General features: G+C 67.8%; 21 protein-coding genes. 14 read left to right on the top strand and 7 right to left on the bottom strand.

Going from position 1 to position 25267, the window contains the following annotated elements; all coding sequences use genetic code 11:
* Positions 1–56 precede the first annotated feature (56 nt).
* Positions 57–1121: a fimbrial protein gene (locus tag ACI2JH_RS13950; RefSeq protein WP_404736508.1), complete on the top strand. Its 1065-nt coding sequence runs from the start codon at positions 57–59 to the stop codon at positions 1119–1121.
* A 38-nt stretch (positions 1122–1159) separates the two neighbouring features.
* Here the strand turns inward: ACI2JH_RS13950 and accC are convergent, their stop codons facing one another.
* From accC to ACI2JH_RS13930, 4 genes are all read right to left on the bottom strand, one after another.
* A complete protein-coding gene (gene accC, locus ACI2JH_RS13945) occupies positions 1160–2527 on the bottom strand; it encodes an acetyl-CoA carboxylase biotin carboxylase subunit (protein ID WP_101101430.1) in 1368 nt (455 codons plus the stop codon).
* Between the two features lie 10 nt (positions 2528–2537).
* Positions 2538–3020, bottom strand: coding sequence for an acetyl-CoA carboxylase biotin carboxyl carrier protein (accB, locus tag ACI2JH_RS13940; RefSeq protein WP_042614743.1), 483 nt, complete (start codon positions 3018–3020; stop codon positions 2538–2540).
* 62 nt (positions 3021–3082) lie between these two features.
* Complete coding sequence (gene aroQ, locus ACI2JH_RS13935) at positions 3083–3526, bottom strand: type II 3-dehydroquinate dehydratase (protein WP_042614744.1); 444 nt, start codon at positions 3524–3526, stop codon at positions 3083–3085.
* Positions 3527–3704: 178 nt separating this feature from the next.
* Positions 3705–6239: a TonB-dependent receptor plug domain-containing protein gene (locus tag ACI2JH_RS13930; protein ID WP_404736507.1), complete on the bottom strand. Its 2535-nt coding sequence runs from the start codon at positions 6237–6239 to the stop codon at positions 3705–3707.
* 418 nt (positions 6240–6657) lie between these two features.
* Between ACI2JH_RS13930 and ACI2JH_RS13925 the strand changes: the two genes are divergently transcribed.
* The 5 genes from ACI2JH_RS13925 (at position 6658) to ACI2JH_RS13905 (ending at position 15273) form a co-directional block, all read left to right on the top strand.
* Complete coding sequence (locus ACI2JH_RS13925; protein WP_404736506.1) at positions 6658–8943, top strand: ATP-binding protein; 2286 nt, start codon at positions 6658–6660, stop codon at positions 8941–8943.
* A gap of 62 nt (positions 8944–9005) precedes the next feature.
* A complete protein-coding gene (locus ACI2JH_RS13920) occupies positions 9006–9620 on the top strand; it encodes a TetR/AcrR family transcriptional regulator (protein ID WP_319276700.1) in 615 nt (204 codons plus the stop codon).
* Between the two features lie 94 nt (positions 9621–9714).
* Entirely contained in the window at positions 9715–10398 is a 684-nt protein-coding gene (locus ACI2JH_RS13915; protein WP_191769573.1) for a type 1 glutamine amidotransferase domain-containing protein, read from the top strand.
* Between the two features lie 124 nt (positions 10399–10522).
* A complete protein-coding gene (locus ACI2JH_RS13910; RefSeq protein ID WP_404736505.1) occupies positions 10523–15109 on the top strand; it encodes an ATP-dependent helicase in 4587 nt (1528 codons plus the stop codon).
* The gene (locus ACI2JH_RS13905) at positions 15034–15273 is read left to right on the top strand and encodes a hypothetical protein (RefSeq protein WP_404736504.1); all 240 of its coding nucleotides are present in this window, start codon (positions 15034–15036) and stop codon (positions 15271–15273) included. Before ACI2JH_RS13910 ends, ACI2JH_RS13905 begins: the two co-directional genes overlap by 76 nt.
* Positions 15274–15306: 33 nt before the next feature.
* Here ACI2JH_RS13905 and ACI2JH_RS13900 read toward each other — a convergent pair whose 3' ends face one another.
* Positions 15307–15918, bottom strand: a complete 612-nt coding sequence (locus ACI2JH_RS13900) for a DNA-3-methyladenine glycosylase (RefSeq protein ID WP_101101418.1) — start codon at positions 15916–15918, stop codon at positions 15307–15309.
* 114 nt (positions 15919–16032) lie between these two features.
* Here ACI2JH_RS13900 and ACI2JH_RS13895 point away from each other — a divergent pair, with 114 nt between their 5' ends.
* From ACI2JH_RS13895 to ACI2JH_RS13880, 4 genes are all read left to right on the top strand, one after another.
* Positions 16033–16788: a DUF72 domain-containing protein gene (locus tag ACI2JH_RS13895; RefSeq protein WP_404736503.1), complete on the top strand. Its 756-nt coding sequence runs from the start codon at positions 16033–16035 to the stop codon at positions 16786–16788.
* Positions 16781–17509: a DNA-formamidopyrimidine glycosylase family protein gene (locus tag ACI2JH_RS13890; RefSeq protein ID WP_349998780.1), complete on the top strand. Its 729-nt coding sequence runs from the start codon at positions 16781–16783 to the stop codon at positions 17507–17509. The genes ACI2JH_RS13895 and ACI2JH_RS13890 overlap by 8 nt, the downstream gene beginning before the upstream one ends.
* Positions 17506–18084 carry a GIY-YIG nuclease family protein gene (locus ACI2JH_RS13885; protein ID WP_101101414.1) on the top strand — a complete coding sequence of 193 codons (579 nt, stop codon included), beginning with the start codon at positions 17506–17508 and terminating at the stop codon, positions 18082–18084. The genes ACI2JH_RS13890 and ACI2JH_RS13885 overlap by 4 nt, the downstream gene beginning before the upstream one ends.
* Positions 18085–18235: 151 nt before the next feature.
* Complete coding sequence (locus ACI2JH_RS13880) at positions 18236–19495, top strand: carbohydrate porin (RefSeq protein WP_404736502.1); 1260 nt, start codon at positions 18236–18238, stop codon at positions 19493–19495.
* Positions 19496–19501: 6 nt separating this feature from the next.
* On the opposite strand, the gene ACI2JH_RS13875 is transcribed toward ACI2JH_RS13880, so the two are convergent.
* Positions 19502–20155, bottom strand: coding sequence for a response regulator transcription factor (locus ACI2JH_RS13875; protein ID WP_101101495.1), 654 nt, complete (start codon positions 20153–20155; stop codon positions 19502–19504).
* Positions 20152–23190 (bottom strand): two-component regulator propeller domain-containing protein, encoded by a 3039-nt coding sequence (locus tag ACI2JH_RS13870; protein WP_404736501.1) that lies wholly within the window; start codon positions 23188–23190, stop codon positions 20152–20154. Before ACI2JH_RS13870 ends, ACI2JH_RS13875 begins: the two co-directional genes overlap by 4 nt.
* Positions 23191–23293: 103 nt before the next feature.
* Here ACI2JH_RS13870 and ACI2JH_RS13865 point away from each other — a divergent pair, with 103 nt between their 5' ends.
* From ACI2JH_RS13865 to ACI2JH_RS13850, 4 genes are all read left to right on the top strand, one after another.
* Entirely contained in the window at positions 23294–23635 is a 342-nt protein-coding gene (locus ACI2JH_RS13865; protein WP_319276682.1) for a hypothetical protein, read from the top strand.
* A gap of 80 nt (positions 23636–23715) precedes the next feature.
* A complete protein-coding gene (locus tag ACI2JH_RS13860) occupies positions 23716–24105 on the top strand; it encodes a helix-turn-helix transcriptional regulator (protein WP_101116329.1) in 390 nt (129 codons plus the stop codon).
* 30 nt (positions 24106–24135) lie between these two features.
* The gene (locus tag ACI2JH_RS13855) at positions 24136–24792 is read left to right on the top strand and encodes a hydrolase (RefSeq protein WP_101101405.1); all 657 of its coding nucleotides are present in this window, start codon (positions 24136–24138) and stop codon (positions 24790–24792) included.
* A gap of 2 nt (positions 24793–24794) precedes the next feature.
* Positions 24795–25223, top strand: a complete 429-nt coding sequence (locus tag ACI2JH_RS13850; protein ID WP_101101403.1) for a DoxX family protein — start codon at positions 24795–24797, stop codon at positions 25221–25223.
* Positions 25224–25267 lie beyond the last annotated feature (44 nt).

Below are 25267 nucleotides of genomic sequence, written 5' to 3'. Positions count from 1 at the left end.
TTCGATCCAGTTGGGCCTTTTGCGACGATTTCTTCTTGCCCTGTCTGGTGATGACCATGAAACGTTGTTCCGTACTCCGCCTGCTGTTGCCATTGGCCCTGTGCTGGGTGGGGCCGGCGTTGGCGCAGACATGCACCTACGACGGTGGAATAACCGGTCCGCAGCGCGTGACGATGCCCTTGCAGGGCACCATCACGGTGGGCGCCGACGTGCCCGTCGGAAGCGTCATCTACTACAGCGGCCATAGTGCGACCATTCCCGGGGCGATCGTCTGTGGCGGCGGCACGGGGAGCAGCGATTGGCAGCTGGAGTACACCGGTGACCCGGGGCTCCCGGTACCAGGACGGGCTGGGTTCTACGCGACGCGCATTCCCGGCGTTGCGATCCGCTGGTGGCGAGCGTCCAACACGGTACCGGCAGTCATCGTCAGCGATCCCCTGGGCGCAGGTTACCTCCGGCGCAGCATTCTGGCGTCGCTGACCTTCGAGCTGATCAAGACCGGACCCATTTCACCGGGTACGCTGCTGGCCAGCAGTCTCCCCACGCCTCGAATGGTGGTGCGCTGGGGTCCGGGAAGGGAGCTCGAGGCGTATGAGGCGAACGTACAAGGGCAGCTCAATCTCGTGATCGGTACCTGCAACGTCCGCGACGCCACCGTGCCATTGGGCAGCCATCCCGCGCGCCTGCTGACCGGACCTGGCAGCGCAACGCCGTGGGTTGATTTCTCCGTGGCACTGGAGCAATGCCCGGTGTTTCCCGGCTGGCGCCGCTCCTTCCATACCAGCAACAGCGGCACGGCAGAGCGGTTGAACGAGGGTCGCGCCAATGCGATCGGTTTCCGCGTTGATCCCCAGACCGCGATCCTGGACCCCGCCCAGTCGGTCATGGCACTGCAGCGTGCGCCTGGCACCGTGCCGGCACAGGGCGTCGGGATACAGGTCGCCCTGCCGAACGACACTCCGGTGGGCTATGGCGTGTTCCGGGCCAGCGGTCTGGTGCTGAGCGATACGCCCAACGGCCGCTACACCATCCCGCTGCGCGCCCGTTACTACCAGACGGAGGAACGTGTGCGCGGAGGTCCGGCCAATGGCGCGATGGTGGTGACGCTGCGTTACGAATGAGCTTCGGCGCCGGCCTGCTGGCCGGCGCCTGGGTGTGATCAGGTCAGCGCGATCGACTTGGTCTTGCGCTCGGCCAGGCGCTTTTCCAGGTAGTGGATGTTCTGTCCACCGGCCTGGAAGCCCTTGTCGCGCATGATGCGCTGCTGCAGGGCGACGTTGGTCTTGATGCCATCCACCACCATCTCGCTCAGCGCCACCCGCATGCGGGCGATGGCGGTCTCGCGGTCCGGTCCGTGCACGATCAGCTTGCCGATCATCGAATCGTAGTTGGACGGTACGCGGTACCCAGCATAGATATGCGTATCCACGCGCACGCCGGGGCCGCCGGGTGCATGGAAAGCGGTGATCTGGCCCGGGCTCGGCACGAAGGTCTCCGAATCTTCCGCGTTGATGCGGCATTCGATGGCATGCCCGGTCAGCACGATGTCGCTCTGCTTGATCGACAGCTTCTGGCCGGCGGCGATCTTCAGCTGCTCCACCACCAGGTCGATGCCAGTGACCATTTCGGTGACCGGATGCTCCACCTGGATGCGGGTGTTCATTTCGATGAAATAGAAGCGGCCGTCTTCGTACAGGAACTCGAAGGTGCCGGCGCCGCGATAACCGATGCGGATGCAGGCTTCCACGCAGACCTTGCCGATCTGCTCGCGGGCCTCGTCGCTGATGCCCGGTGCCGGTGCTTCTTCCACCACTTTCTGATGGCGACGCTGCATCGAGCAGTCGCGCTCACCGAGGTGGATGGCGTTGCCCTGGCCGTCGGCGAGGACCTGGATTTCCACGTGGCGCGGATTCTCCAGGTACTTCTCCATGTACACCTCACCGTTGCCGAACGCCGCCTTGGCTTCGCTCTTGGTGGTTTCGATGGACGTCTTCAGCGAGGCTTCTGCATGCACCACGCGCATGCCGCGTCCGCCGCCGCCGCCGGAGGCCTTGATGATGACCGGGTAGCCGATCTCACGCGCGATCTTGGTGTTGGCGACGATGTCATCGCCCAGTGGACCACCCGATCCCGGCACGCACGGCACGCCGGCGGCCTTCATCGCGCGGATCGCTTCCACCTTGTCACCCATCAGGCGGATGGTGTCGGCCTTGGGGCCGATGAAGATGAAGCCGGATTCTTCCACGCGTTCGGCGAAGTTCGCGTTTTCCGACAGGAAACCGTAGCCGGGATGGATGGCCTGGGCGTCGGTTACTTCAGCGGCGGCGATCAACGCCGGGATGTTGAGGTAGCTGTCGCTGGAGGCCGCCGGGCCGATGCAGACCGATTCATCGGCCATGGCCACGTGCTTGAGGTTGCGGTCGACGGTGGAGTGCACGGCCACCGTGCGGATGCCCAGGGTGTGGCACGCGCGCAGGATGCGCAGCGCGATTTCCCCTCGGTTGGCAATGACGATTTTATCGAGCATGGCCGGCCCCTCAGCCGATCACGAACAGCGGCTGGTCGAACTCAACCGGCTGGCCGTTCTCGCCGAGGATGGCGACGATGGTGCCCGACGCATCGGCTTCGATCGGATTGAACATCTTCATCGCTTCGATGATCGCCAGGGTCTCGCCTTCCTTGACCTGCTGGCCGATGCTGACGAAGGCCGGCTTGTCCGGCGAGGCCGACGCATAGAAGGTGCCGACCATCGGCGAACGCAGCACGTGGCCTTCCGGCAGCGCGTTGCCCGGCTTGGCGGTGCCACCGGTGGAGGCTTCGGTCGGCGACTGCATCGGCATGGCTGGGGCGGCAGCGGCGGCCGGCGCGGCGATCATCTGCGGCTGCACGGCCATCTGCGCGAAGGTGCCGACCGGCGCACGCGACAGGCGCACCGACTCTTCGCCTTCCTTGATTTCAATCTCGGCGAGGTTGGATTCTTCCAGCAGGTCGATCAACTTCTTGATTTTGCGCAGATCCATGAGGGCCTCTTCTTCTGTTTTGATTATCTGGGGTGGGAAGGGCGCAGGCGCCCGTTCGAAGCTCAGGCGTTGGACAACCGCTGCAGGGCGGCATCCATCGCATAACGGTAACTGTCGGCACCGAAACCGCAGATGACACCGACCGCCTTGTCGCTGAAATAGCTGTGCTGGCGGAAGGGTTCGCGGGAATGCGGATTGGACAGGTGGATTTCGATGAACGGCACGTCCACCGCGGCCAGCGCATCGCGCAGGGCCACCGAGGTATGGGTGAACGCAGCCGGGTTGATCAGGATGAAGGCGGTGCCGTCAAGGCGCGCAGCCTGGATGCGGTCCACCAGCACGTGTTCGGCATTGGACTGCAGGCTTTCCACCGCGTGCCCGGCCGCCGCCCCCTGCGCGTGCAGCGCCTGGTCGATCTGCGCCAGGGTGGTGTGGCCATAGACCCCCGGCTCGCGCGTGCCGAGCAGGTTGAGGTTGGGGCCGTGCAGTACCAGCAGTTTCGCCATGGGAGCCGAACAACGGGAAAGGGCGGCAGTCTGGCGGAAGCTGGAGTTGATGTCCAGTTCGGCGAAGTTATGCGCGTTTCAAGCATTCGTTTGAAATCTGTCGGCCGCGCGGCGGTTCGCCGGAGCAGGCGGCGGCCCATCATGGCACGCCGCCGCCTGTCCCTCTGTTCCGCTCAGGTCAGAATGTCCAGCCCAGCCGGGCGTAGTAGAACCCGCCGTTGAAGCCATACGGTGAATGCACCGGGTATTCCGCGCCAGCCACGCCGGCCCACGGGTTCTTCGAGGGCACCCGGTCGAACAGGTTCTGCGCGCCCAGGCTGAAGTACAGCCCGGAAGCGAACTTCCAGCCCACTTCGGCATCCACGATCAGCGCGCTGCCGGCGTGGATCGGCAGGCCACCGTCCTCGGCGGAGACCACCCCGCTGTCCAGGTGGTCTTCGTACCAGCTGCTGTAGTAGTTGAAGCGCAGGTTGGCATGGAAGACCTGGCGCTGGTGGTTGACGCTGAAGTAGCCCTTGGTGCGCGGCAGCGACTCTTCCAGCTTGTAGACGCGGGCGGCATCGATGAAGTCGGTATCGAAGCGGTCCACTTCGGTGCGGTTCCAGTTGGCGGCCAGCGCGTAGGTGGTGGTGCCACCGAAATGATCGCTGCGGTAGCTGGTGACCACGTCCACGCCGGTGGTGGTGGTGTCGAAGGCGTTGCCGAAATAGGTGACCTGGGAAATCGATGCCGCTTCCGGATTGCCGCCGGCCACCAGCGCGGCGCGTTCGGCCGGGGTCACCGCGAAGCTGGTGCTCAGTGCGATGCGATCCTCCACCTTGATCTGGTAACCGTCCACGGTGAACAGCCAGTCGCCCTGCGTCCACACCGCCCCCAGCGAGACGTTCTTCGACTCTTCCGGGGTCAACGGCTGGGCGCCCTTGAGTTGGGCGATCGGATCGGTGGGGGGCAGGGTGGCGATGTCTTCCAGCGCCGTCCCCCCGAACACGGTGCTGATCTGGCTGATGTTGGCCTGGCCGGGAGTGGGAGCACGGAAGCCGGTGTTGTAGGCACCGCGCACGGCGAAGTTTTCAGTGAAGTCGAAGCGGCCGGTGAGCTTGCCGGTGGTGGTGCTGCCGAACGAATCGTAATCTTCGTAGCGCAGCGCGCCGGCCAGCAGGAAGCGTTCGGTGAGCTGCGCTTCCAGGTCCGCATAGGCGGCCCAGTTGCGACGGTCGAAGGTGCCGGCGGTGCGCGCGCTGAAGCCGTTGAAGCCGTTGGAGCCCAGCGCGAAGCCCTGCTCGGTCAGCGGGCCGATGGCGGTGGACGGGCCGTCACCGGGGCTGATGGTGAAGCTTTCCTCGCGCCATTCCGCGCCCATCGCCAGGCGCAGGGGCTGGTTGCTGAAGCCGGTGGCGATATCGCGGCTGACATCCACGTTGAGGTTCTTTTCGGTCTGGGTGTTGCCGCCGGGCTTGAACGACAGGCCCGTCGGCTGCACCGGGCCCATCGAGGCGTTGACCGTGTTGTAGATGGTGAAGTCGATCTCGTTGCGGCCCCAGGAACCGCTGACGTCCCAGTACCAGTCCTCCCAGGTGCCCTTGGCGCCGGCGAATACCGAGGTGTCTTCCAGCGACCCGCCGAAGCGCGGGGTGAAGCCGCCCGGCAGGCTGGACAGGAAGGTGTAGCAGTTCGCGGGCAGGGCCGCGACCGCTGCACTGACGCCGGCGTACGGCAGCAGGGTGCCGCTGCCGTCGCGCAGGGCGATGGAAGGGCAGGCACCGGCGCCGGTCAGGTTGCCGACCAGCAGGGTGTCGCCGCCATCGTTGGAATACACGCCCGAGCGCGAGGTCGGATCGCGGTAGTAGAAGCCGCCGTCCACGTCGCGTTTGGCATGGTTGCCGAACAGATAGAAGTCCACGTTGTCGGTGGACAGGCCCAGGTTGTAGACCAGCTTGAAGTCGTCATCGACCTTCGGCGAGCCCCACACCTGCGCTGGCTGGCCGACCCCGGGATAGCCCGCCGCGATCGCGGCGGCGGCGTCGTCACGCTGAACGCTGCGCGAGGTGTCATCGGCGTTGCGCCATTCGGCAGTCAGCGTGGCAAAGCCGCGTTCAGTCAGCGGCAGGCCGATCTGCGCCGAGTACTGCGTGGTCAGGCCGTCGCCTTCGTAGTACTTGCCGGTGAACACTTCGGCGGTGCCGCCTTCGCGCAGCTTCTTCAGGCCGAAATTGATGACCCCGGCGATGGCGTCCGAGCCGTACTGGGCGGCGGCGCCATCGCGCAGCACCTCCACCTGTTCCAGCGCCAGCGATGGGAATACCGACAGGTCTGGACCCTGCGCACCGTCGGACAGGCCATGTCCGAGGAAGGTGATCACCGCCGCACGGTGGAAGCGTTTGCCGTTGACCAGCAGCAGGGTGTTGTCCGGCGGCAGGCCGCGCAGGTTGGCCGGGCGCACCAGGCTGGCGGCGTCATCGATGGGAATGGTGCTGACGTTGAAGGAGGGCACCAGCACCTTCAGCTGGTCCAGCGCATCGGTAGCGCCCTGGTTGCGGAATTCTTCACCGCTGATGATGTCGATCGGTACCGCCGAGGAGGACACGGTACGTGGTTTGGTGCGGCTGCCCAGCACCGACACGGTGTCCAGGTTGGTGGCCGCTTCGGGCGTGGCCGGGCTGTCCTGTGCCAGCGCTCCCGTGCTGGTGACCAGCAGGGCGGTCGCCAGCGCCACGTGTACTGCAGATGCCAATGGCGAAAAGGCTTTCGGAGCGTGAACACACTTGCCAATGCGGTCGTTCATGCATGCACCTTGCAGTCGGATTGTTGAGTTGTCGTTCGGTTAGGGGCTCATCCTGTTGGTTCTCCCTGCGCGTCAGCGGATCTGTTGCGCTGCATCAATAATTAACAGAAGATTAACCGTACTGCAACGAATGTGTGCCGACTTTGGCGGTTCACCGGCGCGGTGGCCGATGGACCGACGCGCCGTACCCGCCGCCCGCTGGCCTTTCGCGGCGTATCCTTGCCGCATGGGGACTCTTATTCCGACGCACCGACGGTCGCGCCTTCGTGCCTGCGCCTGTGCTGCGTTCTGCCTGCTGGTCGGGGCTGCGGCGCTGCCGGCGGCCGCCGCGACGCCAACCACTGTGCTGTTGGACCCGTCTGAACAGGCCTGGATCGCCGCCCATCCGGTGATCCGGGTCACCTCCGATGCCACCCTTCCGCCATTGGAATATGTCCGTGACGGTCAGCTGCGGGGCCTGTCCGGGGACTACCTGCGGCTGATCAGCGCGCGCACCGGGCTGCAGTTCCAATTCGTACAGGCCGCTGACTGGCCGGCCGCGCAGCGCGCGCTGGAATCGCGCGAGGCGGACATGCTGCTCAATGCCATGGACGAGCGCCTGTCACCGGCGACGCGTGCGGCGGTGCGCCTGGGCCGGCCCTATCTGTCGGCCTACAGCGTTGTGTTCACGCGACCGGATTCGCCGGCCGTATGGGACCTGCAGGAGCTGGCCGGGCGTCGGGTCGCTGCACGTGCCGCCGGGGATTACGCCCGGATCCTGCAGGCCCGTTATCCACAGTTGACCGTCGTGCCGACCGCTACCCCGCAGGCCTCCATGCAGATGGTGCTGGACGGCCAGGCCGACGCGGCGATGGGCACCAACGCGACCTTCCAGCCGTTTGTCGCGCGCCGGTATCTCGATGAGCTGCATATCTCCCGGCCGCGCATCGACCTGGTGATGCAGGCGCAGTTCGCGGTACGCAGCGACTGGCCGCAGCTGGAGGCGATCATCGGCAAGGCGATGGCGTCGATCAACACCCAGGAGGAATCGCAGATCCGCCAGCAATGGCTGCGCGAAGAGGACTACGGTGCGCCCAGCGTGGCCACCGTGCTGCGCTACAACTGGCCTTGGCTGCTGGCGATCGGCCTGCTGGTGCTGGCGCTGGGCGTGGTCGCGCGCTGGGCTTGGCGCGCACGCGCGGCGGCGATCGAAAGCGAACGGGTCAAGGCGCGTTTCCTGGCGACCATGAGCCATGAGATACGCACCCCGATCAACGCTGTGCTGGGGGCCATCGAAGTGCTGGCCGACCACGTTCCCGCCGGCCGGCCGCGCGCGCTGGTGCGGGCGGCCGAGGAGGCGGCCGAGTCGCTGACCGGCCTGCTGGACAACGTGCTGGACCTGTCCAGGCTGGACGAAGGCCGCATGCAGCTGGAGAAGATCCCGGTGGATGTGCGCGCGCTGGGGCGCAGCGTCGCGGCGGTATTCCAGGGCGAACTGGAAAAGCGCGGCATCGCGCTGGTCGTCGAGGTACCGGCGCACGACAGCTGGCTGATGCTTGACCCGACCCGGCTGCGCCAGGTGCTGATGAACCTGCTCGGCAACGCGCGCAAGTTCACCGAGCGCGGCAGCATCCGGTTGGCGCTGCAGGTGCAGGACGCACCGGCCGGCACCTGGTTGCACGCGGCGGTGACCGACACCGGCTGCGGGATTCCCGCAGCGCTGCAGGGCCACCTGTTCGATCCCTACACGCAGGCCGACGGCAGCATCTCGCGCCAGTACGGCGGCACCGGCCTGGGGCTGTCGATCAGCCACGATCTGGTGCAGCTGATGGGCGGCCAGATCGACCTGCACAGCGTGGAAGGCGAAGGCACCACGGTGTCGCTGCGGATCCCGGCCGAGCGTACCGATGCCGCAGCTGCACCTGCCGTCGCCACGCCGGGCGGCGTGCTGCGGGGCGTGCGCGTGCTGGTGGTCGATGACCATGCGCCCAACCGCATGGTGCTGGAGGAACAGCTCGGCCGGCTGGGCGCGGTGGCGATGCTGGCAGACAGTGCCGCGCAGGCGTTGGCCACGCTCACCGCGGACCTGCCGGACATCGTGCTGCTGGACTGCTTCATGCCGGACATCGACGGCTACCAGGCAAGCCGGATGATCCGCGCGGCGGGCATCCCGGGCGTGGCCGACCTGCCGATCATCGCCATATCCGCTGCCAGCGATGCTGCCCACCTGGCGCGTTGCCAGCAGGCCGGCATGAACGGCGTGTTGAAGAAGCCGATCCGCTTGGCCGAACTGCAGGGCATGCTGGCGCTGTGGACCGGCCGCACTGCTGCAGCGGGATCCGCCGACAGGGCGGGGCAGACCGCCGCGCTGGAGGCCATCGAACGGGTCACCGTAGACCGGCTGGAGCCAGACCTGCGCGTGCTGCTGGCCGACGATCTGCACAAGCTGCGCGACGCGGTGGATGCCAGCGATCTCGCGCGCATCATCTTTTACGCGCATCGCCTGCATGGGGCCGCCGGGCTGGTCGGGCGGCCGGCGCTGGCCGCGTTGGCCGCCCGGCTGGAAGCCGATCCGGAAATGGATCCGGACCCGGCGCTGGACCAAATCGACGCGCAACTGGCAAGCCTGTCGCGGGCGGGGCCGATCCGGGTATGAACCGTGAGGCGGCTTTGGCGGGATCCTAGACGACTGGTCTAATCGGGTATATAGTGGCTGCCATGAACGCCGTCCCCGCCACCGCCAACGTCCGCGAAAAGATCCTGGCCACTGGCCAGCGGATCATGGGCGGCAAAGGCTTTTCGGCGGTCGGACTGAATGAAGTGCTGGCCGCTGCCGGCGTGCCCAAGGGCTCGTTCTACCACTACTTCGGCTCGAAGGACGCCTTCGGCGAGGCGCTGCTGGAGGGGTACTTCGAGGCCTATGTGGCCGACATGGAGCGCATCTTCCGCCAGCCCGGCAAGACCAAGGCCGCGCAGATCGAAGACTATTTCGCCGCCTGGCAGGACAACCAATCCTTCGAGGACTGCCAGGGCAAGTGCCTGGCGGTGAAGCTGGGCGCCGAAGTGGCAGACCTTTCCGACAGCATGCGATCGGCGCTGGATCGCGGCACTGCGGCGATCATCGCCGGCATGGCTGCGGCGATCGAAGCCGGCCAGGCGGAAGGCTCGTTGCCGGTCCAGGACGACGCCAAGGCGCTGGCGCAGAGCCTCTACCAGCTGTGGTTGGGCGCCAGCATCATGGTCAAGATCGTCCGTACTCCGCAGCCGTTCGACAACGCGCTGCGCACCACCCGTCACCTGCTGGGTCTACCCGCCAACACCGCCGTTCCCTGAACGCAGGGGGCGACACGTTTGTCCTTTTTCACGCGCAATTTCCTAGACGACCGGTCTAATTTTTGTTGTATCTGCACCTCACTGGAGCACACCCATGAAAGTCCTCATTGTTCTCACCTCCCACGACCAACTCGGCGACACCGGCAAGAAGACCGGCTTCTGGCTGGAAGAACTGGCCGCGCCGTACTACACCTTCAAGGACGCCGGCGCCGAGATCGTGCTGGCCTCGCCGAAAGGCGGGCAGCCGCCGCTGGACCCGAAGAGCAACGAGCCTGATTTCCAGACCGCGCTGACCCGGCGCTTCGAAGCCGACGCCGAGGCCAATGCACAGCTGGCCCGCACCGTGCGCCTGGACAGCGTGTCGCAGGCCGATTTCGACACGGTGTTCTATCCCGGTGGCCACGGGCCGCTGTGGGATCTCGCCGAAGATCGTGATTCCATCGCCCTGATCGAATCGTTCATCGCAGCGGACAAGCCGGTCGCGCTGGTCTGCCACGCCCCCGGCGTGCTGCGCCACGTCAAGGCCGCCACCGGTCGCCCGCTGGTGGAAGGCCTGCAGGTCACCGGTTTCACCAACACCGAAGAGGAAGGCGTGGGCCTGACCCAGGTGGTGCCGTTCCTGGTCGAGGACGAACTGAAGGCCAACGGTGGCCACTATTCCAAGGGCCCGGACTGGGGTTCGTACGTGGTCCGCGATGGATTGCTGATCACCGGGCAGAATCCGGCGTCCTCCACCGAAGCGGCGGACGTACTGATCAGGCAGCTCGCGATCCACTGATCACGGCGCCGCCTGCCGTGGCGCTGCGGTGGCTGCAGCGCCACACCGTAATGCGCTAATGCGCTTCAATGGGACCCGCGGTGGGCTGCCCGCAGAGTGCACGCTGCGGCTCGCATAATGGGCCATGCCCAGCTCCCTCGACGCCCTTCCCGCCGCCTTCGCCCCCGCCACGCGCACATGGTTCAGCGGCGCATTCCCCGCTGCAACGCCAGCGCAGGTAGACGCCTGGGCGGCAATCAGCCAGGGGCAGCACACGCTGGTCATCGCGCCCACCGGTTCGGGCAAGACGCTGGCCGCGTTCCTGCATGCCATCGACCAGTTGTTCACCGAACGCGACCAGCAGGCGCGCACTGGCCTGCTGCCACAGCGGGGAACCACCCGCGTGCTGTACATCTCCCCGATCAAGGCACTGGGGGCGGACGTGCAACGCAACCTGCAGGTGCCGCTGCAGGGCGTGCGTGCCGAGCGCGCTCGGCGCGGCGATCCGGACGTGGACCTGTCAGTGGCGATACGCAGCGGTGACACCACCGCGTCCGAGCGCGCGCGGCTGGCGCGGCGTCCACCGGACATCCTGATCACCACGCCGGAATCGCTGTTCCTGATGCTCACCTCCAACGTGCGCGACACGCTGCGCCATGTGCATACGGTGATCATCGATGAAATCCATGCGGTGGCCGGCAGCAAGCGTGGCACACACCTGGCACTCAGCCTGGAGCGGCTGGAGAACCTGCTGCAGGCGCCTGCACAAAGAATCGGCTTGTCGGCCACGGTGCGCCCGGTGGACGAGGTGGCGCGCTTCCTTGGTGGCGGCCGTGCGGTCAGCGTGGTGCAGCCACCGTCTTCGCGCCAGCTGGCGATGCGCATCGTGGTGCCGGTGGAGGACATGGCCGACCTGCCCACGCAGGGGGCGGGTTCCGGCGCGGGCGAGTCGTCCACGCGGGTGGGTTCAATCTGGCCCCATGTCGAGGCCAGCATCCTCGAAGAGGTGCTGCGCTGGCGCTCCACCATCGTGTTCGCCAACTCGCGCGGCGTGGCGGAAAAGCTGACCGCGCGGCTCAACGCACTGTATGCCGAACGCCTGGAGACCGATGCGGGCGGGGGGGCGTCGGGCCAGCGCGATCCCACGGCCTTCAGTTCGTTCAATGGCGGCACGGCGGGGCGCTCCACCGGTGCCGAGCCGCTGCTGGCGCGCTCGCATCACGGCTCGGTCAGCAAGGAACAGCGGCGCGAGATCGAAGAAGCGCTCAAGTCAGGCGCACTGCGCTGCGTGGTCGCCACCTCCAGCCTGGAACTGGGCATCGACATGGGACTGGTGGACCTGGTGATCCAGGTCGCCGCGCCGCCTTCGGTGGCCAGTGCGTTGCAGCGGGTCGGGCGCGCCGGCCACCAGGTGGGTGGCATCTCCACCGGCTTCGTCTACCCGCGCACCCGGCGTGACCTGATCGATGCAGCGGTGATCGTCGACAGCATGCTGGCCGGTCGCATCGAAGCGCTGGATCCACCGCGCAATCCGTTGGACGTGCTGGCCCAGCAGACCGTGGCCGCAGTGGCGATGGACGCGCTGGACGTGGAGGACTGGTACGCCTGCGTACGCCGCGCCGCACCCTATCGCGAGCTGCCACGCAGCGCCTTCGATGCGGTGCTGGACATGCTGGCCGGACGCTATCCCTCGGATGATTTCGCCGGATTCCGACCGCGCTTGGTATGGAACCGCGACAGCGGAAAACTCACCGCGCGCCCCGGTGCGCGCCAGCTGGCGGTGACCAGTGGTGGCACCATCCCGGACCGCGGCATGTTCAGCGTCGTGCTGCCGGAAGGTGAGGAGCGTGCCGGCTCGCGCCGGGTCGGCGAGCTGGACGAAGAGATGGTGCACGAGTCGCGGGTGAACGATGTGATCACCCTCGGCGCCACCTCGTGGCGGGTGGAACAGATCACCCATGACCAGGTGATCGTCACTCCGGCCCCGGGGCGCTCGGCACGCTTGCCATTCTGGCGCGGCGAAAATGCCGGCCGTCCGGCCGAACTCGGCGCGGCGATCGGCGCGTTCCTGGCTGAGCTGGATGGCGCGGCGACGGAGGAGGGCGCCTTTCCGGAGGCAGTGGCCGCACGGCTCCAGGCCAGCGGCCTGGATGGACGCGCCATCACCAACATCCTCGGCCTGCTCGGTGAGCAGCGGCAGGCGACCGGCGTGCTGCCGACGGACCGGCAACTGGTGGTTGAACGCTGCCGCGATGAACTGGGCGACTGGCGGGTGATGCTGCATTCGCCGTATGGCCGCCGCGTGCATGATCCGTGGGCGCTGGCGATCGCAGAGCGGATCCGCGAACGCTGGCACGTCGATCCTTCCGTGGTATCCAGCGAGGACGGCATCATGGCGCGCATTCCGGACAGCAGCGGGCACCTGCCGGGTGCGGATCTGTTCCTGTTCGAGCCCGAGCCGCTGCGGCGCCAGGTAACCGCCGCGGTCGGCAGCTCGGCGCTGTTCGCTGCCCGCTTCCGCGAATGTGCTTCGCGCGCGTTGCTGTTGCCACGGCGCACGCCAGGACGCCGCTCGCCGCTGTGGCAGCAGCGCCTGCGCGCGGGCCAGTTGCTGGACGTGGCGAGCGCCTATCCGGATTTCCCGATCCTGATCGAAACTGCACGCGAGTGCCTGCAGGATGTCTACGACCTCGATGCGCTGGGCGGGCTGATGCAGCGCCTGGAGGCTGGCCACGTGCAGATCGCCGAGGTCACCACCGCAGTGCCATCGCCATTCGCGGCCAACCTGCTGTTCGGCTACGTCGCCGAGTTCATGTACGGCACCGATGTCCCGCTGGCCGAGCGTCGCGCCTCGATCCTGTCCTTGGACAGTGGCTTGCTGGCTGACCTGCTGGGCCAGGTGGATATAGGCGAGCTGTTGGATGCTGGCGTGGTCGAGCGCGTGGTGGACGAGCTGCAGCGGCTGGCGCCGGATCGGCGTGCCGCGGGCAAGGAGGGCGTTGCCGACCTGCTGCGCGAACTGGGTCCGTTGTCTGTGGGCGAGCTTGCCGTGCGGTTGCATGATGCCGATGGTGACGTGCGCGCGCACCTGGCGGCGCTGCAGGAAGAGCAACGCATCATCGCCGTCGCGCTGGCAGGTGAAGCACGCTGGGCGGCGATCGAAGATGCCGGCCGGTTGCGCGATGCACTGGGAATCGCGCTTCCCGGACCGATTCCCGCAGTGTTCCTGCTGCCGTCACCGGATCCGCTGGGCGATCTGGTCGCACGATTCGCGCGCACGCGTGGTCCGTTCACCACGGCCGATGTCGCCGCCCGGTTCGGGCTGGGTGTGGCGGTGGCCGACAACGCACTGGCGCGCCTGGCTGAGCAGGGCAAGCTGCTCAGCGGCCGGTTCGGCGCTACGCCGTCCGCGCACGGCACGCCACTGGCGCGCCACGAATGGATGGCCGAGGCGGTGTTCCGCCGGCTGCGCGTGCGCTCGCTGCAGGCGGCACGCGAAGCGACCCGACCGGTGCCGGGAACGGCGTATGTGCGCTTGTTGCTGGAACGCCACGCGTTGCTGGGATCGGCGGCCGGGCATGCTGCACTGGGTTCGGCTGTGCAGGTCATCGGCACGCTGGAAGGCAGCGAAGGCGTGCTGCGGGTGGTGGAACAACTGGCCGGGGTGCCGCTGCCTGTTTCTGCCTGGGAGAACCAGGTCCTGCCGGCGCGTGTACGGGATTATGCGCCTGCGTTGCTGGACCAGCTGCTGGCCACCGGCAGCGTGCTGTGGTGCGGGCACGGCACGCTGGGCGAGGACGATGGGCTGGTGTCGCTGCATCTGCAGCAGGTGGCTGCGGAGACGCTGCCGGTGATCAGCGAAGGCGCGGTGTCGCCGCTGCAGGAGGTGATCCTGTCGGTGCTGGCAGACGGTGGTGGATTCTTTGCACGGCAACTTGCGACGAGCATCCATGCCCGGATACAGGCGGCGGACCATCTCGCAGCAGGCATCGATCTGTCGCCGGAATCATTGCATGCCGCACTGTGGGGGCTCGCCTGGCAGGGCCGCGTGGCAACGGATATCTGGGCGCCGCTGCGGGCGCTGTCAATGGCTCGCGCGCCATCCCGCGCACGCGCATCGCACGCGTCGCGCCGCCGCCGCGGGTTCATGGGCGTACCGATGGACGATGCAGTGCCTGCCGCCGGGGTGCCGTCCTCCGGCCCGGCGACCTACGACGCGCCTTCGTTGGCCGGCCGCTGGTCGCTGCTGCAGCGGGATGCTGCCAGTGACACCGTGCGTGCGGTCGCACTGGCTGAAGCGTTGCTGGATCGCCACGGCGTGGTGACGCGCGGCGCTGCGGTGGCAGAAGGCATCGCCGGCGGCTTCCCTGCGTTGCAGCAGGTCTACCGGGGCATGGAGGATGCCGGCCGGGTGCTGCGTGGACGTTTCGTGGAAGGACTGGGCGGTGCGCAGTTCGCCGAACGTTCCAACGTCGACCGGCTGCGTGATATCGCCGATGACACCACGCCTGCCGCATCCGCGATGGCCATCGGCCTGTCGGCGGTGGACCCTGCCAATGCCTACGGCACGCTGCTGGCGTGGCCGGCGCATGTGGCCCGCCGCGGCCGGTGCGCCGGTCCGGCGCGTTGGTGGTGCTGGCAGGCGGCGCGTTGCGGATGTACCTGGCGCAGGGCGGACGTTCCCTGCTGCTGTATTTCGACGGCGAGGATCCCGCGCACGCCGATCTGCTGACTGCCTCGGCCTGCGCGCTGGCCGCGGCGCTGCGTCGGGGCCGGCGCCAGTCGTTCACCCTGGACCGGATCAACGATGCGGAAATCGGTCGCGGCCCGGTTACCGAGGCACTGCGTACGGCGGGCTTCCGCAATGCACCGCGCGGGCTGAGCTGGGAAGGCTGAGCTTCCCGGCAGCAGCGCGTCTGGTGACAGTGCTCAGCGCCGCGGGCGCACCGAAACATGCAGATGGTCGGCCACGTGCCAGCGCCACGGAAAGTCCATGGCCCGGCTGATGCCGATACGCGGGCCCACCACCGGATCGCGCGGCGGCGCGGTGCCATCATCGGCCAGCACGATGCCGCCGTCGGCACCGACCAGATCGGCACCGTCCATCGCGCCGGTGATGCCGAAGGCCTGCGAGAGTTTCCCCGGGCCGCTGGCGAGATCGCGGTCGCGCTTCGCCTTGGGCCGGGCCTGGCGCATCGCATCCAGGCCCAGCAGGGGCTCGGCAGCGCGCAGCAATACGCCCACGCCCTCGCCGACCTCGCCGCAGACCGCGTTGCTGCCCCAGTGCATGCCATAGGTGAAGTACACGTACAGATGCCCCGGCTCGCCGAACATGGTGGCATTGCGCGCGGTCATGCCTCGGTAGGAGTGCGCCGCCGGGTCTTCGCTGCCCGCATAGGCTTCCACCTCGACGATGCGTGCGGCGCGGCCATCGGCGCGCAGCAGCACTTTGTTCAACAGCTCCGGGGCCACCATCGTGGGATGGCGGCGATAGAACGCGCGGGGCAGGACCGACCACTGCGGGGGAAGAAAATCGAGCATGCCAACAGGCTGCACCGACAACGGTGTGCACGAAGTCAAAGCGGCGCCTGCACGGCGCAGGCATGCGCACTTCGCCTGTTGCTAACGGTCGCGGGGAGACGCTGCGGGCAGGCGTTGGGAGGACAGGCAGTGGCAACCGAGGTGCGCGTGGGATGTGCGGGGTGGTCGATACCGGGGCGCTACCGGACAGCGTTCGAGTCCGATGGCAGTGCACTGGAGCGTTACGCTTCGCGTCTGTCTGCGGCCGAAATCAACTCCTCGTTCTATCGCGCGCACCAGCCGGCAACCTATGCGCGCTGGGCGGCAGCGGTGCCGGCGCACTTCCGCTTCACCGTGAAAATACCACGCGCCATATCGCATGAGCTGCGGCTACGCGGCACGGGTGCCTTGCTGGACCGGTTCCTTGATGAAAGCGGCCACCTGGGCGACCGTCTCGGCGGGCTGCTGCTCCAGTTGCCGCCGACACTGGCCTTCGATGCGCGCATGGCATCCACGTTCTTTGCGATGCTGCGCCGGCGTACTGCCGTGCCCGTGGCGTGCGAGCCCCGCCACGCTCGCTGGTTCGATGAAGCGGCGGAGGCGTTGATGGATCGCTACGGCATCGCGCGTGTCGCAGCGGATCCGCCGCGCATGGATGCAGGCGCCAGGCCTGCCGGAGCGATTTGTTGGCATTACTGGCGCTGGCATGGCAGCCCGCGGACCTATTACAGCGACTATGACGAGCAGGCACTGCATCGGCTGGCGGCAGAGGTGCGTGTGGCATCCACCGAGGGGCACCCATCCTGGGTGATCTTCGACAACACCGCGCACGGCTTCGCCACGGCCAACGCGTTGCGCCTGCAGGCGCTGCTGGAGCCCGCCCATGCCTGAAGGTCCTTCCATCGTCATCCTGCGCGAAGCCGCGGCGCGTTTCCGCAACCACACGGTGCGCGTGGCTTCCGGCAACAGCAGCCTCGACCTTGCCCGCATGCAGGGCCGACGCGTGGTGTCCGTGCGCAGCTGGGGCAAGCATTTCCTGCTGGAGTTCCGTGGCTTCAGCCTGCGCGCCCACCTGCTGATGTTCGGCACGTGGCGCATCGACGAAAGGAAGCCGACGACCGCGCGTGCCTCGCTGGCCTTCGATAACGGCGAGCTCAATCTCTACACCTGCTCGTTGAAGTACATCGAAGGTCCACTCGACGATGCCTACGACTGGCGCGCGGACGTGATGAATCCCGCGTGGGATCCCAGGCTGGCACGGCGCAAGCTGAAAGCACGGCCGGACACGCTGATATGCGATGCCTTGCTGGACCAGGACATCTTTGCCGGGGTGGGCAACATCATCAAGAACGAGGTGCTGTTCCGCACGCGCGTGCATCCGGCTGCGACCATCGCCAGCATCCCGCCGCGAAAGCTGGGGCAGGTGATTACCCAGGCACGCCAGTACAGTTTCGACTTCCTGGCCTGGAAGAAGGCCTGCGAACTCAAGAAGCATTGGCAGGTACATACCCGCCGGACGTGCCCCCGCTGTGGCGGGCCGGTGTCCAAGCAGTACCTGGGGACCACCCGGCGCCGCACGTTCTTCTGCCCGGTCTGCCAGGCGCTGCCATGAACGTGCGGATCGACGGCCAATGGTTCACCTATGTGTTTCCCTGCGCGTGGGAGGACTACTGCAAGATAGGCTTCTCGCGCGATCCACTCGGACGCATCGGTGCGCTGCACCGGCGATGGTTCGAATTCTTCGACCTGGAAAATGGGTGGCTGGTGGAAACGGAAACCCAGCGTGATGCGCGTGACCTGGAACTGGAGCTGCGCCGTCCGCTGAAGCTGCATCGTTCGCCTGCACCGTTGACCGTGCAGCAGAAGGCGGGCGGGAAGACCGAGTGGGTCCGTGGCGCCAGCGAGGGATTGGACGCCGCCGTGCGCGGGCTGGCAGCGCGCGGCCATCATGTGTATCCGCTGCGTGCCTGGTTGCAGGCGATGCTGCTGCAACGTATTGACCGGCTGTACGCATGGTCTGCCGCGCAGCTGCCTGAAGAGGACGATCTCCGCCATGAACGCATCGAGGTTGAGGTGGCGCTGCGCGACGCGCTCGATGCTTATGCCGCATTGGACATTGACCCGCGCCCCTGGTTGCCGGAGCACGTGGCAAGCTGGTACGCCGGGGATGGGCCACGTCGCTTCTGACCAGGCGGCGCGCCAGTCACGCGGACACACCCTGACATTCTTCGCCCTTCCTGCAGCACAGGCTGTGACCTTCTCCGCAGACCCATATCGCGGCGCAGGGAGAACGAAGGACGGCGTGCCACGTTGAGGCTCCTTGCAGCAAGGAGTCGACGTGGACAATTCTTTCATCGGGCTGCGTGTTCTGGCCGGCCTGGGTCTCGCCGCGGCAGCGCAGGGTGCGCTCGCACAGGGTGTCACCGGTGACTGGGGCGGCCGCCGCCCGGCATGGCAGGACAACGGCATCACGCTGGATCTCGGCTACACCGTGGAAGCGGCGCGCAACACAGCCGGTGGCCAGCGCCGCACCAGTGCCCATGCGGGCCAGCTGTCCGCAAGCGCACGCTTCGACCTGGAGCGGTTGTGGGGCTGGTCCGGCACCCGTGCCCAGCTTTCCCTGAGCCTGCGCGACGGAGACAGCGTCACCGCCCGGGCCGGCCTGGGCAGCCTGATGGCAAGCCAGGAAATCCATGGGCGTGGCCACATCCCGCGGCTGGGCAGCCTGTGGCTGGGGCGGCAGTCCGCCGATGGCCGCTTCGACGCAAAGGCGGGCCGTCTTGCGGTGGGGGAGGACTTCAACATGCTCGACTGCGTTGCCATGAACCTGGCGCTGTGCGGTGGCCAGGTGGCGCTGTTCGGGGGCGACTACTGGTTCAATTCGCCGCTCAGCCAATGGGGCGCGGTGGTCACCTACCGGCCGCTGCCCGCGGTCTACCTGCGTGCGGCTGCGTACCAGATCAACCCCCGCTATGCCGATGAACGTGGGGGTGGCCTGCGCCTGGCACCGGCCGGCACGGTCGGCACCCTCACACCGCTGGAACTGGGCTGGGAGCCGTCATTCGACGGGCGCAAGGGTCGGTATGCGGTGGGTGGCTGGTACAGCAGTGCGCCGCGTGCGGACGCGGTGCAGCCGCTACCGATCCCTGCGGGCGGCGGCATGGCGTTGCTGCGCACCGGTGCCTACGGCGGATGGGCCAGCGCGCAGCAGCAGCTGACCCACGGCAACGCAAGCAGCGAATCATCGGGATTGCGGACCCAGCTGGCCTTCGCACAGGGTGATCGCCGCACTGGCGAGATCGACCAGATGATCAGCCTGCAGCTCGTCCACACCGGAACCATCCGCTCGCGGCCGGATGACCGCATCGGCCTGGGGCTTGCCAGTACCCGGGTCAATCCGCGCGTGGCCGACAGCCAGCGACAGCGCCACCGCGGTCCGCCCGCAAGGCGCGAGCAGGTCGCCGAGGTCTTCTACGGCTGGAAGCCCGCCGCCGGACTGGACCTGCAGCCCGGTGTCCAGTACGTGCGCCACCCCGGTGGGCTGGCATCGCGCAAGGATGCGGTGGTCGTAGGCATCAAGGCGGACGTGCGCTTCTGAGCCGTCTCAGCGTTCGCCGGTTTCGTCATCCAGGCTGATGATGCCGCGGCGCAGGGCCATGGTGACCGCATGCGTGCGGTCACCGACGCCCAGCTTCTCCATGATGCTTTTCATGTGCGCTTTGACGGTCTGCTCGGAAATCTGCATCTGCTCGCCCACGCGCCGGTTGGACATGCCGGCCGCAACGTGGACCAGCACTTCGGTTTCGCGCGGGGACAACCGGTCTTCCACCACGTGGGCCGCGATGCTGGCGGCCAGTTGAGCCGGAATGGCAGCGCGGCGACCGCCAGCGACGCTGCGGATGGTGTCGATCAGCTCATGCCGCAGCATGTCCTTGAGCAGGTAGGCACTGGCGCCGGCCTGCAGCGCGCGTACCGCGCGGACATCGCCGCGGTACGTCGTCAACACGATGATGCGGGCCTTGGGATCCTGTGCACGGATGCGCATGATGGCTTCAACACCATCGATGCCAGGCAGCTGCAGGTCCATCAGCACCACCTCCGGGTGCAGCCGCAGATAGCATTCCACCGCCTGTTCGCCATCGGCGGCTTCGCCCACCAGATGCATGTCCGACTGGGTGGACAGCAGCGCGCCCAGGCCATCGCGCAGCAGCGGATGGTCGTCGACGATCAGCACGCCGATGGAATCGTTGGGGTTCATGCTGGAGGTTTCCTGTTGGGCAGCCAGCGTCGCCATGGGGAGGGACGTTGCCGGTAGATGCGATTGGCGGGCACCGACAGCGCGATCTCGGTGCCCAGCCCGGGACGCGACCAGACGCGTAGTTCTCCGCCCAGTCGGCGCGCGCGCTCGCGCATGCCCTGCATGCCCCAGTGGCCGTCGGCGGCGCCGTGGGTGTCGGTCATGCCGCGGCCGTCATCGCGCACGTGCAGCAGCAGGCAACTGCGCCCGTAGGCCAGTTCCACTTCGATCGCCCCGGCCTGGGCATGGTGCAGGGCGTTGCGGATCGCTTCGCGACCGATCAGGAAGACTTCTTCGGCCGCGTGGGCCTGCAACGGCGGTGCCGCCCCTTCGATGGTTAGCCGTAGTGGATTGACGCCCTGGCCGGCGAACTCTTCATGCACATGGGCCAAGGCGGTCACCAGGTCCTGGCCGGCAGCCGGGCCGTCGCGCAGCGCCGCAACGCGTTCGCGGCCTTCGGCGAGGTTCTGCTCGGCCAGCTGCATGGCCGCCTCCAGGCTGCTGCGCACGGCGGGCGAGGCGTGGGCGGACTGGCTGATGGCATGCAGGCGCAGGATCAGGCCCTGGCTGCCCTGCAGCAGGGTGTCGTGCAGGTCGCGCGCGATCCGCTCGCGTTCGCCGTGGCGCTCCTGCAAGCGGGCGCGCACCAGCGCGGCAAGCTGCCCACTGCGGATGCGCACGGCCATCACCAGCAGGGCCAGCACCGCCAGCACGCACAGCAGCTTGAACCACAGCGTCTGCATGAAGGTGGGGGCGATCTGGAAAGTGCGTGCCGCCGGGGTGCTGCTCCAGACGCCATCTTCGTTGGCGGCCATCACCTCGAAGCGGTAGGTTCCGGGCATGAGGTTGGTGTAGTGCGCGCGGGTCTGGCTGCCTGCCTCCTGCCAGCTGCTGTCCACGCCGGACAGCTGGTAGCGGTAGCGGGTGCGCTCGGGTCGCGCCAGTGACAGCGCCACGTAGTCGATCTGCACCTGGTCGGTGCCGGCGGGAAGCCGCAGTCCGTCGCGCAGCAGTGCATGCTGCCCATCAAAGGACACCTCGCCGATGCGCACGTCCGGCGCACGTTCGTTGCGATGGGGCAGGGTGGTGTCCAGCCACGCCAGGCCCTGGTTGGTCGCCAGCCACAGCAACCCATCATCGGCCAGCATCGCCGTGGCGGTGGGGCTGCTCTGCAGCGCGATGCCTGGCATGCCGTCGGCATCGTCGAACAGGCGCGGGGAGAGCGCGCGGGCGCTGCCTGCCGCCGCCCGCAGCGCATCGGCATCGGTGCGCAGCAGGCCGCGGCTGCCGTTCAACCAGCGCGTGCCCGTTGCTTCACCGGCGATGCCGGTAATGCCTTCCAGCACGCCGGGGATATCGGCCTGCAGCACGTGGAAGCGCGCGCCTTCCCGTGCGGCAAGGCCGGATTCGCCGGCGACCAGCAGTTCCTCACCGCGTGCGTACACGGCGGTGACTGGACCGACATCCAGGCCCTGCGCCGGACCGTAAGCGCGTACCGAGCGGCCATCGACCACGTGCAGCGTGCCATCGTCATGCCCGACCAGCACACGCCCGCGTCCATCGACGCTGACCAGGCTGCAACTGCGTGCGGGCAGACGCGGATCATTGCGCCATCGACCGTCCTTGAAGTGCAGCGTGTAGGGGCCGGCACACGCCCACGCTTCGTCCTTCGTGGCGAAGAACACCGAATTGAAGGATTGCCCGGCGGTCCAGCTCGGCGCGGCGAACGCTACCGTCCGGCCAGCGGTACGTCGGTACAGCACGTCATCATGGAACAGCCATAGTGGAACAGCAGAGTGCAGGCTGGCGCGCTGCATCGCCGCCGCGCCGGCATGGACCAGGCTGCGTTGCAGGTCGAACATCCGCAGGTCGTCATCGTAGCCCTGCACCTGGCCACCCGCGGTGCGGTACAGGGTCCGGTACGGCCCCGACGAACCGACATCCTGCAGCGCATGCACGCTGCGCGCACGGAACCGGTTCAGGCCCAGGTTGGTGCCGATCCAGATGTTGCCTTCGCGGTCTTCCAGCAGCGGCGAGGCCGAGGTCGACGTCAGTCCCTGCGCCACGTCGAAGTTTTCCAGCAGTGTGGGCTGGGTGCCGTCGAAGCTGAGCCGGAACACGCCGCCACTGCCGATGCGGGTGCCCCACAGGCTGCCATCGCGCGCGAACAGGATGCGATCGGCGCGCAGGTCGGCAAGGCGTCGGGATTCGCGTTGCGCGGGCGACAGCACGGTGCCGTTGCGCGCCACCGGCAGGATGCCGCGTCGCCGGTCGGCCAGCCACAGGCTGCCATCGGCACGCTCGGCCAGCACCGACTGCGGTGATGCCTCCACCTCCGTGGGCTCGAACCGCTTGGCGCCGCGCGGAAGCCGCCACAGTGCGTTGCCGGCCAGCAGCCACAGCGTTCCCTGGTGGTCGCGCTGCAGCCAGTGCGCGGGCTGGGAGGGAACCTGCATCGCCGGCGTGGGCGGCTGCCACTGTCGGCCGTCGTACCAGCGCAGGCCGCCCTTGAGCGCCGCCCACAGCCGTCCACCGCCATCGCGTGCCATGCGCGGCACCGGGCCGTTGGGGACATCGCGCCCGGTAAGGAAACTGCGCAGCCGGTCTGGGTGCAGATGGCTGATGCCGGCCTGGAAATAACCGATCCACAGGCTGTCGTCGTGGTCCAGCAGCAACGACACCATGTTGGTGGACGGAAAGCTGCTGCCCGGCGGCGCCGCGTCGCGCTCGAAGCGGTGGCCATCGAACCGGTAGAGCCCGGATCCGGTTGCCAGCAGCAGTGTGCCCTGGCGATCCTGCGCGATGTCCCAGACATCTCCCGGCGCGCCCTGGCCGACGCGCCAGGCGCTGTGCTGGAAGCCGGGCAGCCCGGCCTGCGCCTGCGGTGGCACCGGCAGCGCCGCACGCGCGGCCATCGGCACCGCGACCCACAGCAACACCCCCTGCAGCAGGCAGGTGCACACGTGGCGCAGCAGCAGGGAAGGTGCAAGCGGCATGCTGCATTCTCGCAGGCCGGGGGCACTGGCGGCCTACCCGATCGGGGCAGGTGGGCCGGTGCTGGATCAGGTAACCATGCAGGCCTGTCCACGGGAGGGTGGAATGCAGCGTCTGTTCGTGATGTTTCCTGATCGTGCCCCGGGTATCGGCCTGCTGTGGATACGGCTGTGCCTGGCGGTTGCGATGTGCTCGCCCTGGCCGGTGGCCGCGTGGCAGCAATGGGGCGCGGCCTCGGCGGCGCTGCTGCTGGCCCTCGGCGGGCTGACCCCGCTGGCCGTGGCGTTGGCTACGCTGGTGTTGTGGACCGGGGAGGGCGGCGCGGCGCTGGTCCTGCTGCCTGCTTGCCTGTTGCTGCTCGGTCCCGGCGCCTACTCGCTGGATGCCTGTCTGTTCGGTCGGCGGGTGCTGCTGGCCGCCCGGCGGGTGCCCCCCCCGAAAGAGTGAGCGTGCTGCCCACCCCGTCGGGGGTAGGGCCTCGGCGCGTCTGCAGCCACGCTATGCACTCCCCACCACGAGCACTGCCGATGGCCACCGACACCCCGTGCCGCGGCGCACCTTCGGCGATGCCTGGTCTCAATGCGGGGCAGGCGGCAGCGGTCCGCCGCGCGCAGGCGTTCATGGAGCAGAACCTCGGCCAGCCGATCGACGTGGTGCAGATCGCCGCCGCTGCGTGTGTCAGCCGCTTCCACCTCGCCCGCTTGTTCCGAAGCGCCACCGGGCTCAGCCCGACCGGATGGCTGCGCCAGCGTCGCATCGACCAGGCCCGCCACTGGTTGCGCGAAGGCTCGCAGCCGGTCGGCCGTATTGCCAGCGAACTGGCGTTCTTCGACCAGAGCCATTTCACCCGCAGTTTCCGCGCCGCCACCGGTTGCAGTCCGCGCCGTTACGCGCTGCACGCTGCGTCTCCTTACTGATTCCCTCCCACCCTCCCTGGAGCCAACCGCATGAACAAGGCCACCGCCGTCCCCGGCAACGCGCTGCTGTCCCCGACCGACCACGCGCTGGTGCTGATCGACCATCAGTCGCAGATGGCGTTTGCCACCCACACCATCGACATCTCCGCGCTGCGCAACAACGTCTCGTTGATCAGCAAGGGCGCCAAAGGCTTCAAGGTGCCGGTGGTGCTGACCACCGTGGCGGAGAAGTCGTTCTCCGGTCCGCTGTTCCCGGAACTGCCGGCGATCTTCCCGGGCCAGCCGGTGTTCGACCGCACTTCGATGAACGCCTGGGAAGACCAGGGCGTGATCGATGAGATCAACCGCATCGGCAAGCAGCGCCTGGTCATCGCCGGCCTGTGGACCAGCGTCTGCATCGTCGGCCCGACCCTGTCGGCGATCGAGCAGGGCTTCGAGATCTATGTCATCACCGATGCCTGCGGCGACGTGAGCGAGGAGGCGCATGAGCGCGCCGTCACCCGCATGGTGCAGGCCGGCGCGGTGCCGATCACCAGCGTGCAGTACCTGCTTGAGCTGCAGCGCGACTGGGCGCGCGGTGAAACCTACGACCTCACCACCGGCATCGCCCGCGAGCATGCAGGGGGTTACGGGGTGGGAATCCAGTACGCCAAGACCATGTTCGGCGCACAGGAAGGCGGTCACTGAGCATGGGCAGCAGCCATGCCCTGGACGTGGCGCTGCTGATGCTGCGCGTGGCGGCGGGAGGATTTCTGTTGCCACACGCGCTGGGCAAGTTGTTCGGCTGGTTCAACGGCCCGGGCCTTGCCGGCTTTGCCGGCGAGCTGCGCGGGTTCGGCCTGCCTGCCGCGGCACCGTTGCCGCTGCTGCTGGCGGGGGTACAGGTGCTGGCCGGGCTGTCGGTGCTGCTCGGCTGGCAGACCCACCTCGCCGCGCTGGTCGGCGCAGCGTTCATTGCGTTCACCGCGCTGCTGGCGCTGCCACGCGGGTGGTTCTGGATGCGCGGCGGCGTGGAGTACCCGGTGATGTGGACGCTGCTGCTGCTGTCGGTCGCGCTGGCTGGCGCCGGTACGTTCTCGCTTGATTCCTTCCTTGCTTCCCCTGGAGTGCCGTCATGAGCCCCGACCCCACCCTGCCTGGCCGCCGCGAGGTGCTGCTGGGG

The sequence above is a fragment of the Stenotrophomonas sp. NPDC078853 genome (genome assembly GCF_044901215.1).
Lineage (GTDB): Bacteria > Pseudomonadota > Gammaproteobacteria > Xanthomonadales > Xanthomonadaceae > Stenotrophomonas > Stenotrophomonas lacuserhaii.
The sequence above is the reverse complement of the archived record's forward strand: the minus strand, read 5'-3'. Positions and strand labels throughout refer to the sequence as shown.

Coding starts and splice junctions, on each gene's coding strand:
- accB (WP_042614743.1), bottom strand. CDS start 3,020: ATGGATCTGCGCAAAATCAAGAAGTTGATCGACCTGCTGGAAGAATCC.
- aroQ (WP_042614744.1), bottom strand. CDS start 3,526: ATGGCGAAACTGCTGGTACTGCACGGCCCCAACCTCAACCTGCTCGGC.
- ACI2JH_RS13875 (WP_101101495.1), bottom strand. CDS start 20,155: ATGAACCCCAACGATTCCATCGGCGTGCTGATCGTCGACGACCATCCG.
- ACI2JH_RS13855 (WP_101101405.1), top strand. CDS start 24,136: ATGAACAAGGCCACCGCCGTCCCCGGCAACGCGCTGCTGTCCCCGACC.
- ACI2JH_RS13950 (WP_404736508.1), top strand. CDS start 57: ATGAAACGTTGTTCCGTACTCCGCCTGCTGTTGCCATTGGCCCTGTGC.
- ACI2JH_RS13865 (WP_319276682.1), top strand. CDS start 23,294: ATGCAGCGTCTGTTCGTGATGTTTCCTGATCGTGCCCCGGGTATCGGC.
- ACI2JH_RS13890 (WP_349998780.1), top strand. CDS start 16,781: ATGCCTGAAGGTCCTTCCATCGTCATCCTGCGCGAAGCCGCGGCGCGT.
- ACI2JH_RS13915 (WP_191769573.1), top strand. CDS start 9,715: ATGAAAGTCCTCATTGTTCTCACCTCCCACGACCAACTCGGCGACACC.
- accC (WP_101101430.1), bottom strand. CDS start 2,527: ATGCTCGATAAAATCGTCATTGCCAACCGAGGGGAAATCGCGCTGCGC.
- ACI2JH_RS13850 (WP_101101403.1), top strand. CDS start 24,795: ATGGGCAGCAGCCATGCCCTGGACGTGGCGCTGCTGATGCTGCGCGTG.
- ACI2JH_RS13885 (WP_101101414.1), top strand. CDS start 17,506: ATGAACGTGCGGATCGACGGCCAATGGTTCACCTATGTGTTTCCCTGC.
- ACI2JH_RS13905 (WP_404736504.1), top strand. CDS start 15,034: ATGTACCTGGCGCAGGGCGGACGTTCCCTGCTGCTGTATTTCGACGGC.
- ACI2JH_RS13900 (WP_101101418.1), bottom strand. CDS start 15,918: ATGCTCGATTTTCTTCCCCCGCAGTGGTCGGTCCTGCCCCGCGCGTTC.
- ACI2JH_RS13910 (WP_404736505.1), top strand. CDS start 10,523: ATGCCCAGCTCCCTCGACGCCCTTCCCGCCGCCTTCGCCCCCGCCACG.
- ACI2JH_RS13870 (WP_404736501.1), bottom strand. CDS start 23,190: ATGCCGCTTGCACCTTCCCTGCTGCTGCGCCACGTGTGCACCTGCCTG.
- ACI2JH_RS13920 (WP_319276700.1), top strand. CDS start 9,006: ATGAACGCCGTCCCCGCCACCGCCAACGTCCGCGAAAAGATCCTGGCC.
- ACI2JH_RS13860 (WP_101116329.1), top strand. CDS start 23,716: ATGGCCACCGACACCCCGTGCCGCGGCGCACCTTCGGCGATGCCTGGT.